Below are 15,647 nucleotides of genomic sequence, written 5' to 3'. Positions count from 1 at the left end.
ATGTCGGCGATGTCGGCGATGTGGGCGCGTCGGACTCCGAAGAGCCGGAGGAGCTTGACGTGTCGTCCGGCGAGGCGGCGGAGCTTGAGGCGTCGTCCGAGGAATCTTCTGACGGGCCCGAGGCGTCGTCTGATGTCGGCGATGCGGGCGATGTGGACCCCGCAGAGCCGGAGGCATGGGCCGAGTTGGACGAGCCGGCTGACGAGGAGCCTGACGTGCGGGCGGAGCTGGAGGAGCCTGAGGCTCCGTCTGACGAGGAGCCCGCGGAATCAGCCGAGCTTGCGCAGCCAGACGAGCCAGCAGAGCCCGACGAGCACAACGAGCCCGCGGAGCCGGCCTGGCTCAGGGAGCTCGACGAGGCGGAGGCACGGGCGAAGCTCGCGGAGCAACAGGCGCGGGCAGAGCTCGCGGAGACCGACAAGCCTGGGCAACCGGCCGGGTTCCTGACACTCGATGAGCCGCAGGCGCGGGTCGAGCCCGCGGAGACCGACGAGTCTGCCGAGGACGAGCCTGCGGGATCGGCGGACGCCGCCAAGGAGCCGTCCGCCTGGCACTTCCCGGACCCGCAGGCCGAACGAAAGGTGGCCGCGCAGGCTGTCCGCGAAGACTCCGCGGCGGCCGCCGACGCGGGGAAGCCCGCCGGTGGGAGGCCCCCCGCACCGCGCGTCGAGCCGCTGCCTCCCGAGATGGTCGCGGCGCTGACGGCGGCGCTCAACGCGCTTCGCGAGAGCGTGTCCGACCTGCGGTTCGGCCTGGACCTGCCGGGCGCGGTCGAGGCCAGGCAGGCCCGTGCCGACCTGCTCGCCCAGCTCCAGGACTACGTAATCCCGAGAGTACGGACGAACACCGCGCCCGCCCTCATAGTGGTCGCGGGCTCGACCGGCGCGGGCAAGTCCACCCTGGTCAACTCCCTCGCCGAGAAGAACATCTCCCGCACCGGCGTACGGCGGCCCACCACCGGCATCCCCGTGCTGGTCTGCCACCCGGACGACCGGCAGTGGTTCACCAAGGGTGACCTGCTCGGCGGTATGCGGCGGATCGACAAGCCCTCGCGCGACGCCGGCCTCGGCAGCCTGGTCGTGGTCGCGACCGAGAAGCTGCCGCAGGGCGTCGCGCTGCTCGACACCCCCGACATCGACTCGGTCGTCGAGGAGCACCACGAGATCGCCCACCGCATGCTCGACGCCGCGGACCTGTGGATCTTCGTCACCACGGCCGCCCGCTACGCCGACGCCCCCGCCTGGAACCTGCTGCGCCTGGCCAAGGAACGCGGTGCCCGGCTGGCCATCGTGCTCTCGCGCGTCCAGCCCAAGGCGCGTGAGGTCGTGCTGAAGCACTTCGTCCGGATGCTCACCGAATACGGCTTGGGCGAGGTCGACAGGTTCGTCATCGGCGAGGCGAAGGTGGTCGACGGCAGGCTGCCCGACCACGAGATGACCGATCTGCGCCTCTGGCTGGCCGAGCTCTCCGTCGACGAGGACCGCCGCGCGCAGGCCGTACACGAGACGCTCAACGGCGTGCTCGACAGCTTCCGCACCCGCGTCCCCGCGCTGGCCAGGCACCTGGAGGGGCAGGTCGCGTTCCGCACGGAGCTCCGCGCGGACGTGGAAGCGGCCTACATGAGCGCGCTCGCCGAGATCGACAAGGCGACCAGAAACGGCATGCTGGTCCACGGCGAGGTGCTGGCTCGCTGGCAGGACTTCGCCGGGTCCGGCGACCTCATGCGCACTATCCAGTTCCGCAAGCGGGGCAGGTCGAGCAGGCAGGCGCCCGAGCGTGTCACGGCGTTCCGATCGGCGCTGCGTGCCGGTCTGGAATCGTTGATCGTCGCCGCCGCCAACCGCGCCGCCGAGGAGGTGGTCGCCCGCTGGCGGCACCGCTCGGAGCTGGGCGGCACGATCGGCGCCGGCCTCGACGGCCCTTCCGACGAGCTCGTACGTCATGCCACCCGGGCCATCGCCGCCTGGCAGGAGCACGTCACGGAGCTCGTACGTACGGAGGGCGTGGCCAAGCGGTCGGTGTCGAAATTCGTGTCGTTCGATGCCGACTCGCTATCGTTGATCTTCATGGTCGCGATGTTCAGCGGCGGCACCGTCGAAGGCGTCCCGCACCGGCTGGTCAACGCGCTGCTCGGTGCCGAGTCGTTGCGCGGCATCGGCGCCAAGGCGCTCAGTGACCTCCGAGCCAGGATCGGCATGCTGTTCGACGAGGAATCCATGCGTTACGTGCAAGCGCTCGATTCGGCCGGGATACCCGACGAGTCCATCGCGACCCGCCTCTACCAAGCGACGTACAACCTCGAGGTCGCTCGATGACCACCGTCACCACCAGGCCGGGCCTGGCTCCGCGGCTGACCGCGCTGACCAAGATCGTCGAGCTCGGGCCCGGGCGGCTCGACCAGAAGCTGCTCTCCGAGGCGAGCACGCTGCTGACGCGGGCCGGTGACCGGCTCAAGCTGTCGTCGGAGCACACCGTGGTCGCCCTTGCCGGCGGCACCGGCAGCGGCAAGTCGTCGCTGTTCAACGCGATCTCCGGGCTGGAGCTGTCGCCCACGGGCGTGCGCCGGCCCACCACCGCCCGTACACACGCCTGTGTGTGGGGGCTGGAGGGTGCCGCGCCGCTGCTCGACTGGCTGCAGATCCAGTGGCGCCACCGCTTCGCCCGCGCCAGCGCGCTGGACAAGGGCGAGAGCCAGCTCCACGGGCTGATCCTGCTCGACCTGCCCGACCACGACTCGATCAGGGCACTCACCGACACCGAGGCCGACCGGCTCATCGGCCTGGCCGACCTCGTGGTGTGGGTGCTCGACCCGCAGAAATACGCCGACGCCTCCACGCACCGGCGCTACGTCGCCGAACTGGCCGGGCACGAGGCGGTGACCGTGTTCGCGCTCAACCAGGCCGACCGGCTCAGCCCCGAAGAGCTCGCCGAGCTGGTCATCGACCTCAACGACCTGCTCCGCCGCGAAGGCGTCGAACACCCCAGCGTGGTGCCCACCTCGGCGGTCAGCGGCCGGGGCGTCGACAGCCTCAAGAGCGTCATCTCGAGTGCGGTCAGCCGGCGGCGGGCGGCCATCCACAAGATCGAAGCCGACCTGCGCCGGCTGGAGCAGCGCCTGTCCCAGACCATGCCGGTCGGCCAGGCGCTCTCCGCACCGGCGTCGGTCGACGAGGCCCGCAGGCTCGGTCTGACGGACGCGCTCTGCGACGCTGTGGGCGTTCCGGCCGTGGGCGAGGCCATGGAGAACGTCTACGCCGAGCGGTCGAGCCGCTGGGTGGGCTGGCCGTACCCGCGCTGGCTGGCCAAGTTCCGTCCGGACCCGCTCAAATCGCTGCGGCTGGAGGATGTCAGCGACGAGATCCGCGGCATCACGACCGGGTCGGTGAGTGCGCAGGCCGCCGAGGTGTCCAACGCCGTGCAGGCGCTGGCCGACGGACTGTCGGTCGGGATGCACCCGGTGTGGCGCACCGCCGTGCACCGCGCGGCCCGCTCCCGCTCCAGCCAGCTGCCCAAAGCGCTGACCGAGGACCTCACGGAGGTCGCGCCCGAGCTCGACCGGGTTCCTGGCTGGTGGCGGCTGCTGAAGATCTGGCAGTACTTCCTGGTCGGCGCCTTCGTCGGCGGACTGGCCTGGCTGACGGTGGGGCTGACCGTCCCCGGCCAGCTGCCCGCGGCTCTCCAACTGCTCGGCGACAGCGCCGCGCTGCCCTGGGTGGGGCTGATGATGGCCTCCGTACTGGGGCTGGGGGCGCTGTCGGGCATCGCGTCGCGTAACTTCGTCGTGCTTGGAGCGTCGAGGGAACGCGAACGGCTGGAGCGGGAGATGCGCCGCCGGGTGGCCGCGGTGTCGGAGACCATGGTGGTGGAGCCCGTCGAACGCGAGCTCGGCCGTCACCACGCCTTCTACAGCGCCATGCGCGGCCTGTCCGGCTGACCTCCGTCCACAGGCCTCCGCCCCAGCGGTGGCCTTATCCACAGAACCCCGTTCGCCTCCTCCCGCCCCTGCCCGCCTGAGGCACCGTATTCCCAGGTCGCGGGCACCCCGCCCGCCACAGGGGAGGCAACGGGATGAACGACATCTACATCACGCTCACCGGCAACGTCGCAGCAGAGCCACGGCAATACAGCTTCGACGACGGGGCCAGGGTGACCTCGCTCCGAGTGCTCACCACCCACCGTTATTTCGACAGGAAGACCGGGCAGTGGGCCGACGGTGAGCGGGTGTGCTTCGCGGTCCGCTGCTGGCGCGCCCTCGGTGACAATGTCGCCAAATCTGTGCAGGTAGGGCAGCCTGTGGTCGTTTCCGGGAAGCTCCGCATCAGGGAGTTCGGCCCCGAGGGCGACCGGCGCTTCATGCCCGAGGTGGAGGCCAGCGCGGTGGGCCACGACCTGCGCTGGGGCACAGGCGTCTTCGCCAAGCCGGAGCGCGCCGGCGGCACCGTCTCGGTGAGCAAGGAGATGCGCGACCGCCTGGACGAGGAAACCCAGGACTGGGCCCTGGGCGCCAAACCCACCCCCGACCGCCACACGGCAACCCGGCTGGATGCTCGATCGGACGCCAGGACGGATGCTGAAGGCGTTACTCGGGCGGATGCGCGGATGGACGTGCGAGCGGATGCTCAGGCCGTTACTCGGGCGCATGTGATCGATGAAGGTGTCGTAGTCAGCGGCGCGGAGGAGCAGCAGCGCGCACCCGAACACCTGGCGGAGACGCGAGCTCTCGCGGACGGGGTCTCGGCATCGCCGGACCGCCCGATCTCGCAGCAGGATCGCTCGACTTCACAGACGCACACGTCCGGGGAGAGCGGCCCGGTCGGAGAGGGACGTGCACTGACTGCTGGCGCCAAGGAACAGACATCCGCCAGCGTGCTCGGCACCGGCTCTCGCCGCAGCCGCACCCTCGAAAGCACCACTACGACAGGCTCCACCAAGCAGGGCACCGGCACCTCACCCACCAAGCAGCCCAGCGCCAAGCGATCCGCCTCGTCATCAACAGGTGCTGCGCCAACCGCCTCAACGGGGTCCCCGTCCGCAGGCGCTCTCACTCACACAGACAGGAGCAGCAGCGCAACCGTACGGATCTTGGGCGCTGACGACAACGAGACCGAGGCGGAGGACGCCGGTTGGCCGACGGAGGAGCGGGCGGCGGCGTAGCGGGCTCTGCGGCACAACGGCTCACGCATGAGCGGAGCATCGGTCGATCAAGCCGGTGCCCGCTCATGCGCCCGCAGGGAGAGAGGGCGGGAGGGAGGGGTGCACCGGCCGTACGCGGTGATGCCATGGAGCCCCGAAGGACCTGGCACCGAAACTCGGCCGATGGCGTTGCCGGTTTCAGATGACTAGAGCGTCATTCAGGTCCAGGTCACGCCCTGCACCATGGCTGCTCCTTTCCGAGCACGGTCCGCTCGCGGAGTGAGCGGTGTCATTCGCCGACTACAGCACGTATGTGGTCACAACGTCAAACGTAGTGGGTTCCCATCGCGCAACGCACACTCCGCAATTAATGTGTTACACATCGTTAGTCAGGGAGGGGACGAGATGGCGGCGACCAGTCACGCCTCGGTCAAGCCTCGCAACGGTGTGTCAACGCTGGCCGACCGCTGGCCGCTACTCGGACAGCGCCGCCCGCTTCTGTACTACCTGGGCGGAATTGTCACCCTCAATCTCGCCGCGACCGTCTATTTCATGATGTCAACCGTGCTTCGATGGCCGGAACTACTGACGTTCGCCGCCCTTATGGGCTGTGGCGCGGTCTGCATCGAGGCCACCAGACGCCTGGGCATGCCCGCCGGTGTGTCCCGTGACCTGCTGTCGGCATGGTGGTTGCCGGTGGCGTTGCTGCTACCGCCGGTCTACTCCCTGTTCGCCCCGATCGTGCTGCAGGTCCTCCTGCAATGGCGGGTCCGTGCGACGGTCCTCTATCGACGGGTGTGCAGCGCGGCGGTCATCGGGCTGGCGGCCTGCACGGCGTCCGTGACGTTCCACTGGCTCGTGCCCAACTCGGCGGTGCTCTCGCGGGGCAACGGCCCCCCGATCGCTTTCGCGGTCGCCGCCGCCATGATCTTCGCCCTGCTCAACACCATCCTCATCGCGATCGCCGCGCACACCGCCAACCCCGACATCTCCTGGCGCGAGGTGCTCTGGGACAGGGAGAGCGTGCTCCTCGACGTCGTGGAGCTCTGCCTGGGAGTCACGGTCGCGATCGCCTGCGGGCTCAACCTCGCCCTGCTGATCCTCGCCCTGCCGCCGGTCGTCCTCCTCCAGCGCAGCCTTCTGCACGCCCAGCTTCAGGCGGCGGCCCGCACCGACTCCAAGACCGGCCTGCTGAACGCCGCAGCCTGGCAGCGGGAGGCCGACACCGAGATCGTCCGCGCCCGCCGCACCGGCGAGACGCTCGCCCTCCTGATCATCGACATCGACCACTTCAAACGGGTCAACGACAAGCACGGCCACCTCGCCGGCGACCAGGTCCTCGTCGGCGTCGCGGCCACCCTCCGCAGCCAACTGCGCGACTACGACGTGGTGGGCCGCTTCGGCGGGGAGGAGTTCGTGGTCCTCCTGCCACGCGCCGACGTCCACGAGGCGCGCCGAGTGGCCGAACGCCTCCGCTACTGCATCGGCCGCATGGCCGTCCCGGCCGACGACGCGATGATCAGCGTCACCGTCTCGGCGGGTGTGGCCCTGATGAGCGTCCACGGCGACGACCTGATCGAACTCCTGGCCGCCGCCGACCTGGCCCTATACCGGGCGAAAGAACTCGGCCGCGACCGCGTCTGCATCCCCGCCGTCCAACCACCCCCACCCGCCCTCCCCGAAGACCCCGCCGCCTGACCCCGCACCCGATTTCCTCTCCTTCCGGAGGTTCGGTGGTCTGGAGCCGTACTTCGTTTTCCTCGTCCTTCCGGAAGTTCGGCCTCTAAGGGGGTACCTGGCGCCGTACCTGATTTGCTCGTGTTCACCGGGGGCAGGTCGCCGTCTGATGCCATATCCGATGTCACGTCAGCTCCGAAGACCCGGTTTCCGCGCATGTCCCTGAGGGCCGGCAGTCTGACGCTGTACCTGCTCTCTGCGCGCTTCCCGGGGAGCTGTCTGTCCGGCGCAACATCTGTTTCCCGCGTTTCGCGGACGCCCGGCTGTCTGAGGCCGTATCTGATTTCCCTGCCTTCGCGGGGAGTCGACCGTCCAGCGCAGAGTAGGCGCAGCTGGTGCAGCGTCCATCTGTGGCGGTGCGGCTCGATGGCGGCGGTGGCGGATTTGAACAGACGCTTGAGGCGTGGGAAGGACCGCCGGCCCCGCTCGGTGGCTAGGGCGACATTGGCGGGCCCGCCCGGGTGACGTCCCGTCAAGTGGAGGCGCCGCTGGTAGGCCCGGCAGGCCAGCGACCGCCAGTAGGCCACCTGCCCCGGCCGGTCCTCGGGGAATTCCACGGTCGGTCTCAAGATCCAAGACTCTCAAAGCGCAAGGTGATCGTCCGTCGACGCCCCGGGAAGATCGCCAGGAGTTACCCCACTCCAGGGATCGCCAGGAGGTAGGCCACTCCAAGGGACGTCATCCCGGCCCGGCCGAACGCGCTCGTGGGACGAGCGCGTCGTCACTCGCGGCTTAACGCTGGTCGGGAGCCGGCAACGGCGCTGAGCTGCGAAGGGCATTGTCGGATGGGAGACACGGGTTGAGGCAGGATCCGGGGCGCTATGTGGCGCGCTTGGCGTTTGGGCCGACAGCCGAGCTCATGGCCTGCTTGATGATCAACATAGCGAGGACGTTGAGTGCCGCGTCCCGCAGGGTGTCATCGGTGATCTCCTGGGTGAACCCTTCGGCGCGGTGGGCATCGGTCGCCGCGAACGCCGCGGTCGCGATGCACAGCAGATGATTCCGGCCGGGACCGCGGTATTCCTGGAGGAGCCGCTCGACGGCCTGTGGGTTCGGCACGGCGGTTTCAGCGATCGACAGGTACTCGGTCGATTGTGCGGCCAGGGCCGCCTCCAGCACGTGGCGCAGGATGGGTCCGGTCCGTTCAGGTCTGGAGTTGGCCCATGCTATCGCCACTGCCATCAGAGTCTTGGCCACGCGCTCCAGATCACGGTTGTCGAGCCGCTCCTTGCCGGGCTGTTGCGCTCGGGTCTCGGCGAGGTCGATGAGGCGCACGGCCAGATCTGGGTCGACGGCGACGACATCTTCGGCGGCCACTACCAGCTGCGATGGCTCCAGGTCCGTATCATCCGCATGGCCGGTGATGTACTGAGCGGCCTGCTGTGCGGTGCTGGGGCCCACGATGGCCCCGGCTGCTGCGATCTTTCCCATTGTGGGGACAGCTTGGGTTGGCTCGGCTTCGAGGGCGGTCTGGTATGCGGCGTTGAGCCACCACCGCGCCTGCAGGGGGTTGATCTCGGCGATCTCGCGGGCCATTTCGGCGAATGCCTCACCCCGATAGCGGGCTTCAACGATCCGCGCAGCGATGGTCTCGGCGCGTGACGGGTCGCATCGTGCCGCGCCGATGGCGATATACCTCAGATACCAAGGACCGAAGTTCCTCTGGTCGTCGCCGACCTTGGATTGGGCTCGCCGGCGGCCCCACCAGGGATCGGGCTTCACAGAGGCAGGTTCCTGGGCGGCAGGTTCCGCGACGCTCCGTTCGGCCGCGTCGAGCAAAGGCTCGTGATCCTTTCGAGTGGAGGCCGCCGTCTGCAGGATGCCTTCCCAGGCGGCTGCGCGGACGTACCCCTCCGTGATCTTGTTGATGAGCTGTTCCGCCCGGGCGGGGTCGACCTCCGCCACCGCCCGGGCGATCCACTTCAGTGCCCAGTCCCGCTCGCCTTCCTTCATAGCGAACGCGGTCGCTTCGGCAAGGTCGATCAAACGCTCGGCATGTCCCCGGTCGGCGGCATAACCGATACTGGCGATCTCTGCGATCGTGCCGGGCAGACGGGGCGCATAGCCGGGATCGGGTGGGATCAGGCGGGCCATTTCTACCGCCTGGCCCATCAGCCTGATGGCGCGGTCAGGGGCGGTGGCGGCCTCCCTGCCGGCCTCAGCGGCCAGCGCCTTGGCGCGCACCTCGGGCTTGTCCAAGTCCACGACACGCCGCTCAACGCGGTCCAGCACCGCAAGCGCCCGCTGGGGATCCACGCCGATGAGCTGGTCGATCAGGAACTCGATCACTCCCTCATTCATGATGTCCGAACCATCGTCGAGGAGCTGAACCACAAGCTGTTCGGCGTGACCGATCAACTGCTGGGCGCGGTCGGTGTCGGACAGCTCCTCGGCGAGTGCCAGCAGAGCCACTGCTCGCACTTCCGCCGAGGGGATGCGCTGCAGATGCTGCTCCGCGTGGTCGGGATCAGCATCTGCAATCGCCTTGGCAACGTCCCACAGCGTATGTTCCCGCTCCTCGGGATCGTTGATGGAATGGGCGATCCTTAAGGCATGGTCGAACGCCGACTGGCGCTTCGGATCGACGACCCGACCAGGGATCGACGCGCCGCCAGAAGGATCGGAGATGTCCTCTTCGAGCTGGCTGATCACCGCGGTGATCGTGGGCGGGAGCCATCGCGTGGTGCCCCCGGCCTGTGCGGCGAGCCGGTCGACGAGAGCGGCGGCACCAGGCCGTTTCTCAGGAGTTTTGGCCAGGCAGGCACCCACCAGGTCGGCCAAGTCCTCTGGCAGGCCGGTCAGATCGGGGTCGTCATTAAGGATGCGGTACATGATCGCGTGGGTCTGACCGTCGCCGAACGGGCCGCAGCCGGTGGCGGCGAACACCAGCACCGCTCCCAGGGCGAACACATCGCTGGCAGAGCCGACCTCGCCGCTTCGGATCTGTTCGGGTGACATGAAGGCCGGAGTACCGATCACGGCCCCCGTGACGGTGTGGGAGGTGGCGTCCAACGCGCGGGCGATCCCGAAGTCGATGATCCTGGGACCGTCGGCGGCCAGGATCACGTTGCCGGGTTTGAGGTCGCGGTGCACCAGCTTGAGGCCGTGGATCACGGCCAGGCCCTCGGCCAGGCCCGCCCCCAGCACACCGATCGACGTAGGTGGCAGCGGTCCGTGCGTGGCGACGGCCTGGTGCAGGGACGGGCCGGGGATGTAGGCGGTGGCCAGCCACGGGGGATCAGCTTTGCTGTCGGCATCCACCACCTGCGCGGTGTAGAACCCGCCGACATCCTCGGCCGCCTGCACCTCGATCGTGAACCGGGCCCGGAACCCCGCATCGCCGGCCAGCTCCGGCCGTACCACTTTCACCGCGACCGGCCGGCCGCCCGGGGAACGGCCCAAGAACACCTGACCCATGCCGCCGCCGCCCAGCCGGCACTTCAGCCGGAAAGGCCCCACCTGCCGGGGATCATCCGCCCGCAGCGGCTCCATACGTCACCCTTTCGACAGAAAGCTCTGTACGCACGACAAGCCCAGATCCTTTCAGGAAAAGGTTCTTCCGTGAAGTAATTTGGCGCCATGCCGCACCAGACGCCCAGGTCGGCCGACCCGTCCCTCGGGCCGGATCGCAGCGGAATCACTTCACGGAAGGCAGTCGGCCTTTCTGAGCGCCTGGATCCGGCCGACGACAGCCTCACCGCTTGGAGCGAGCGCAATCTCGACCTGGCGGTGCGCGGGGTCCGCTCGGCGGAGGTCACCGGCAAGGTGACCCGCCATCTCGAGCGATTCAAAGGCCGCCGCGCTGCCGCTGCCCACTCCGAAGGTGCGGGCCCTGGCCGCCGCCCAGGTGCGCACCGTCAAGAACGTGGTCGACCGGGTCGAGTACGCCGCCACCAGCATCCCCCCGGCCGCGCTGTTCCTCTCCGGCGCCTCCATCGTCACCCGCCGCCCCCGAACTCGAACGCCGCCTCGGCCACGCCAACGACCGCTACCTGCGCCTGTACGCCAACCCACCCGACGACATCGCTGCCGGCTATGTCGAAGACCTATGAGCACGAGGCAGACGAGCGGGGCCCGGCCCCACTGCGGGCAGTCGCCCATCTCGTCCGCCACCGCGTCCCCGGCGTCGATCAGCCGCTCCGGCGACAGGCAGGCGAGTCGGCAACGGCCCTTCGGCCGCAGGGGCTCCAGCCGTCAGGGCCGGCAACGACAAATAACGATCCCCATTCACGTCATCAAGCGAAGAGGCCACCTGACGAGCCCGCAGCGGGATCGTCCCACGCGACGAGACCTCCACCACCATGCCCATGCGCACCGCCGCCCCACCGCATGACGCGCCCGTCCGGCCGGCTATATCGCAGTTGGGCGGCGGAGCGGCGGAAGCCCGGGTCGAGAGCCCCTAAGCTAGATGCCATGCCGGAGTACATCTATACGCTGCAGCGCGTGCGCAAGGCGCACGGCGACAAGGTTGTCCTTGACGACGTCACGCTGTCGTTCCTGCCGGGAGCCAAGATCGGCGTCCTCGGCCCGAACGGCACCGGAAAGTCGACGCTGCTCCGGATGATGGCCGGCCTGGAGCAGCCTTCCAATGGCGAGGCCAAACTCATGCCGGGCTTCACCGTGGGCATGCTCCAGCAGGAGCCCCCGCTCAACGAGGAGAAGACCGTCCTCGGCAACGTGCAGGAGGGGGTCGCCGAGACGCTGGCGATGCTCGAGCGCTACAACGCGATCGCCGAGGAGATGGCCACCGACTACAGCGATGAGCTCCTCGCCGAGATGGGCAAGTTGCAGGACCAGCTTGAGCACCGCAATGCGTGGGACGTCGACAGCCAGCTCGAACAGGCCATGGACGCCCTGCGCTGCCCGCCCCCGGACGCCGACGTGACCACGCTGTCCGGTGGTGAGCGCCGCCGCGTCGCCCTGTGCAAGCTGCTGCTGGAGGCGCCCGACCTCCTGCTGCTCGACGAGCCCACCAACCACCTCGACGCCGAGAGTGTGCAGTGGCTGGAGCAGCACCTGGAGAAGTACGCGGGCACCGTTCTGGCCGTCACCCACGACCGCTACTTCCTCGACAACGTCGCCGGGTGGATCCTCGAGCTCGACCGCGGCCGCGCCTATGCCTACGAAGGCAACTACTCCACCTACCTTGAGGCCAAGACGCAGCGCCTCAAGGTCGAGGGTCAGAAGGACGTCAAGCGCAAGAAGCGCCTCGAAGACGAGCTGGAGTGGGTTCGCTCCAACCCGAAGGCCCGCCAGACCAAGAGCAAGGCGCGTCTGCAGCGCTACGAGGAGATGGCGGCCGAGGCCGACAAGCACCGCAAGCTCGACTTCGACGAGATCCAGATCCCGCCGGGCCCCCGTCTGGGCACCACGGTGATCAGGTCCGACGACCTCAGCAAGGGCTTCGAGGACCGGCTGCTCATGGAGAAGCTGTCGTTCGACCTGCCGCGCAACGGCATCGTCGGCATCATCGGCCCCAACGGCGTCGGCAAGACCACGCTGTTCCGCATGATCACCGGCAGTGAGACGCCCGACAGCGGTGCGATCACCGTCGGCGACACCGTCAAGATCTCCTACGCCGACCAGAGCCGCGGCGGCATCGACTCCAACAAGAACGTCTGGGAGGTCGTCTCCGACGGGCTCGACCACATCAAGGTCGGCAACGTCGAGATGCCGTCCCGCGCCTACATCGCGGCGTTCGGCTTCAGGGGGCCCGACCAGCAGAAGAAGGCCGGCGTCCTGTCGGGCGGCGAGCGTAACCGCCTCAACCTGGCGCTCACCCTCAAGCAGGGCGGCAACGTCCTCCTGCTCGACGAGCCCACCAACGACCTCGACACCGAGACGCTCTCCTCGCTGGAGAACGCGCTGCTCGACTTCCCGGGCTGCGCGGTCATCACCTCCCACGACCGGTGGTTCCTCGACCGCATCGCCACGCACATCCTGGCGTGGGAGGAAGGGTCGAACTGGTTCTGGTTCGAGGGCAACTACGCCGACTACGAGAAGAACAAGATCGAGCGCCTGGGCGCGGATGCCGCCCGCCCCCACCGCATCACCTACCGCAAGCTGCACCGCGACTGATTTTCTCGGCGCCCTCCGTACGACACCATTGGCGCGATGATCGAAAGGCAGCGGCCCCGTGATTTCGGGGCCGCTGCTTTTCTGCCTGCCCGCGGATGGGGTCGTCAGGCTCAGCTCGGATTCCGGCAGCTACCCGGCGGTGGTTCGCGCGGCCTTCCCAAGAGGGATGGCGATCCGTGTCTCGTCTCAAGGCTCAAGATCAAGACCCTGCGAGGGTGGTCTCCGGGTCACCGGTGTAGGAGACGCGCCGATACCACTCGTTCGCCAGCATCTGGGCGCGGGCCTGCTCCGGCAGTGAAGTGAGCAAGGTCATTGACGCGCCGCGGCCAACCTCGGACTCGTGCGCGTGCATGGCCGCCCACTTGCGTTCTGCCCACCGCTCGACGTCGAGGTGGGTGGTGATCTGCTCATCGGAGACGCCCGGCAGCGTCTGGCCCGGCTCAGGAGGTGTTCCGAACACTGCTTGCCAGTGTGAGATCACGACAGATCGCGGAATGGTCGCCAGATAGAGAGCGCGCGGTCGCCAGGGATTGCCCGCGTCCGGATAGAGCTGGTCATAGCCCGCCGCTTCGACCGCGGCCATGGTCACCCGATGTACATGCACGTGGTCGGGATGTCCGGAAGACCCGTATCCATCGAAGGTGAGCACGACGTCGGGCCGGAACTCCCTGATGTGCTCGACCACCCGTCCCACCGCCTCGTCGAGGGGCACGTCCACGAAGCGGGGGCGGCCCGGCGCGGACTCGGGCTTGCCCGCGTCGGCGTAGCCGAGCACCCGTGGTTCGCCCGCGCCGAGGATTGCCAGAGAACGCTCCAGCTCACCGGCCCGATGGGTGCCCGCTGCCCAGGTGCACGTGACGACGGCGGTTCTGGCCCCCTCGTCGGCGTACTTGGCCAGGGTCCCACCCGTCCAGATCGCCTCGTCGTCCGGATGCGCATGCACGCCCAGCACCCCGAAATCCACCGACATGCCCTCCTGAATGACCTGATCGATTGGCCGCCCATCGTAGCGCCGGCCAGTGTTTAGTTGTGGCAGAGTCGCGCGACTCGACCCGGCTGTCTGGGTGATCAGCTCGCCATCCGGCGCGACCGGCCTACCAACGGCACGCCTGCTACGTCATGCGCTCGCGCCGGACGGACGACGTCCAGGGCGAAGGCGAGCTCGTAGACGTCTCAGGGCCGGCGCAGGCGGCGCTTTTAGAGCTCGGTGTAGACGGCGGACAGCTTGGTCATCCTTCGGCCTCCCCGAGGGCGACGGCGACCGGGGTGCGGGCGGTGCGCCGCCACGGCCCGTTGAACATCACGATCGCCGGGATGAACAGGATCAAACAGCCAAGCGCGATGAACAGCCAGGTCTGCCAGTTCGTGACCTTGACCACGTACGGGATGACGAGCAGGCCGATCACCGCGATGCCCTTGGTGAGGAACCCGAACAGGCCCCAGGCCGTACCCTGCAGGCGCGGGTCGGCGTCCTCCGCGTCCTCGGAGTAGTTGGCCATCCAGGGGGCGTACGCCACGCCCAGCGAGCCGCCGAGCAGGGCGCCCACCAGCATGAGCGTGCCCGTCGAGACGCCTTCCTGGCCGAGTACGACGGCGAGGTAGGCGGTGACGAGCACCGCGGCGATCGTGCCGCCCAGCGAGAACGGCTTGCGCAGCTGCGTACGGTCCGAGAGGCGCCCGGTGATGATCAGCGTGATCAGGTTCAGGCTCCAGAACGCCGCCATGATGCTGGACGCCTGGGCGGTGCTGATGCCGAGTGACTGGACGAGCATAGTCGGCCCGAACAGCGACAGCGTGAGGTAGAGCACCAGCCAGAGCGAGATGCCCACCACATGGGCCCAGATGTTGCGCCTGGCGAACAGTGAGCGGAGGCGGGCCGGCTCGCTCAGATCGACGACCTGGGTGGCGGCCTGTTCGGTGTGCTGGATCCTGGCTCGCAGTTCGGGGGAGAGGTCGGCGATGTTGACGGCGATGACGAGCGAGATCACCAGCGAGAAGCAGCCCATGATGACGAACTGCGAGCGCCACGAGTCATTGAAGATCGGCAGTGTCCAGCCCGCGATGGCCGCGGCGAGGAAGTTGGCGCCGACCGGCCCCCAGGTCCAGAAGCCGAACGCCTGCGCCCGGCCCAGCCGCGGCGAGAAGTCGCGGACCAGGGGCGCGGTGCTGGCCATGGCGACGCCGTCCACGAAGGCCAGCAGGATGCGGGCGAGTAGCAGGTCGCGCGGGCTGTGTACGAGCGTCATGGCGAAGCAGCACACGGCGGTCAGCATCATCAGCGGCACCAGCAGCCGCACCCGGCCGAGCCGGTCGGTGAGCCGGCCGCCCAGGATGGAGGCGATCGCCCCGGCGACGGCCGCGGCGCCCGACACGGCGCCGTAGGTGGCCAGCGTCATGTGCAGGTCCTTGAGCAGCAGCGGGACCACGGGGGCGATCTGCCCCTCGTACGAACCGATGAGGATGGCGAGCACGGCCATCGCGAGGATCTTCATGCGTCGGGCGCCGGTGGGGTACTCGTCGAGTTCGCGAACGTAAGACAGCCTCATGACTCGCCTTTCTCGTCGTGCAGGCCCCCGCCACGAGTTCTAGAAGGTAGCTCTAGAATCTATTTCCGAAATGCTGCGCCTCACAACGCCCCACGTCAAGAGTGCGGTGCGCTCCGCTAAGATCTAGAATCAGATTCTAGGAAGGGAGTCGGG

Annotated in this window: 9 protein-coding genes; 5 read left to right on the top strand and 4 right to left on the bottom strand. The window is 68.6% G+C overall.

The window, feature by feature from the left end; all coding sequences use genetic code 11:
- Nucleotides 1-59 precede the first annotated feature (59 nt).
- The 4 genes from AB0B91_RS41920 (at nucleotide 60) to AB0B91_RS41905 (ending at nucleotide 6,831) form a co-directional block, all read left to right on the top strand.
- A complete protein-coding gene (locus AB0B91_RS41920) occupies nucleotides 60-2,315 on the top strand; it encodes a dynamin family protein (RefSeq protein WP_358332573.1) in 2,256 nt (751 codons plus the stop codon).
- Nucleotides 2,312-3,934, top strand: coding sequence for a GTP-binding protein (locus AB0B91_RS41915; RefSeq protein WP_358332570.1), 1,623 nt, complete (start codon nucleotides 2,312-2,314; stop codon nucleotides 3,932-3,934). Before AB0B91_RS41920 ends, AB0B91_RS41915 begins: the two co-directional genes overlap by 4 nt.
- Nucleotides 3,935-4,068: 134 nt before the next feature.
- On the top strand, nucleotides 4,069-5,154 hold the full coding sequence (locus AB0B91_RS41910; RefSeq protein ID WP_358332567.1) for a single-stranded DNA-binding protein: 1,086 nt from the start codon (nucleotides 4,069-4,071) through the stop codon (nucleotides 5,152-5,154).
- 384 nt (nucleotides 5,155-5,538) lie between these two features.
- The gene (locus AB0B91_RS41905; protein ID WP_358332564.1) at nucleotides 5,539-6,831 is read left to right on the top strand and encodes a GGDEF domain-containing protein; all 1,293 of its coding nucleotides are present in this window, start codon (nucleotides 5,539-5,541) and stop codon (nucleotides 6,829-6,831) included.
- Between the two features lie 858 nt (nucleotides 6,832-7,689).
- Here the strand turns inward: AB0B91_RS41905 and AB0B91_RS41900 are convergent.
- Entirely contained in the window at nucleotides 7,690-10,362 is a 2,673-nt protein-coding gene (locus AB0B91_RS41900) for a serine/threonine-protein kinase (protein ID WP_358332561.1), read from the bottom strand.
- A 150-nt stretch (nucleotides 10,363-10,512) separates the two neighbouring features.
- Nucleotides 10,513-10,812, bottom strand: coding sequence for a hypothetical protein (locus AB0B91_RS41895; RefSeq protein ID WP_358332558.1), 300 nt, complete (start codon nucleotides 10,810-10,812; stop codon nucleotides 10,513-10,515).
- A 471-nt stretch (nucleotides 10,813-11,283) separates the two neighbouring features.
- Between AB0B91_RS41895 and ettA the strand changes: the two genes are divergently transcribed.
- Nucleotides 11,284-12,948, top strand: coding sequence for an energy-dependent translational throttle protein EttA (ettA, locus tag AB0B91_RS41890; RefSeq protein WP_358332555.1), 1,665 nt, complete (start codon nucleotides 11,284-11,286; stop codon nucleotides 12,946-12,948).
- A gap of 199 nt (nucleotides 12,949-13,147) precedes the next feature.
- On the opposite strand, the gene AB0B91_RS41885 is transcribed toward ettA, so the two are convergent.
- Together AB0B91_RS41885 and AB0B91_RS41880 are read right to left on the bottom strand one after the other, a co-directional pair.
- The gene (locus tag AB0B91_RS41885) at nucleotides 13,148-13,918 is read right to left on the bottom strand and encodes a PIG-L family deacetylase (RefSeq protein WP_358332552.1); all 771 of its coding nucleotides are present in this window, start codon (nucleotides 13,916-13,918) and stop codon (nucleotides 13,148-13,150) included.
- Nucleotides 13,919-14,177: 259 nt separating this feature from the next.
- The gene (locus tag AB0B91_RS41880; protein ID WP_358332549.1) at nucleotides 14,178-15,494 is read right to left on the bottom strand and encodes an MFS transporter; all 1,317 of its coding nucleotides are present in this window, start codon (nucleotides 15,492-15,494) and stop codon (nucleotides 14,178-14,180) included.
- Nucleotides 15,495-15,647: the final 153 nt, after the last annotated feature.

Source organism: Nonomuraea sp. NPDC049141 (genome assembly GCF_040648415.1).
Classification (GTDB): domain Bacteria; phylum Actinomycetota; class Actinomycetes; order Streptosporangiales; family Streptosporangiaceae; genus Nonomuraea.
Note: the sequence above shows the minus strand (reverse complement) of the source record. Positions and strands in the feature narration are given on the sequence as shown.

Bases quoted from the DNA above. Each gene is read 5' to 3' on its own strand.
- AB0B91_RS41880 (WP_358332549.1), bottom strand. From the start codon at position 15,494: ATGAGGCTGTCTTACGTTCGCGAACTCGACGAGTACCCCACCGGCGCC.
- AB0B91_RS41905 (WP_358332564.1), top strand. From the start codon at position 5,539: ATGGCGGCGACCAGTCACGCCTCGGTCAAGCCTCGCAACGGTGTGTCA.
- ettA (WP_358332555.1), top strand. From the start codon at position 11,284: ATGCCGGAGTACATCTATACGCTGCAGCGCGTGCGCAAGGCGCACGGC.
- AB0B91_RS41900 (WP_358332561.1), bottom strand. From the start codon at position 10,362: ATGGAGCCGCTGCGGGCGGATGATCCCCGGCAGGTGGGGCCTTTCCGG.
- AB0B91_RS41915 (WP_358332570.1), top strand. From the start codon at position 2,312: ATGACCACCGTCACCACCAGGCCGGGCCTGGCTCCGCGGCTGACCGCG.
- AB0B91_RS41885 (WP_358332552.1), bottom strand. From the start codon at position 13,918: ATGTCGGTGGATTTCGGGGTGCTGGGCGTGCATGCGCATCCGGACGAC.
- AB0B91_RS41910 (WP_358332567.1), top strand. From the start codon at position 4,069: ATGAACGACATCTACATCACGCTCACCGGCAACGTCGCAGCAGAGCCA.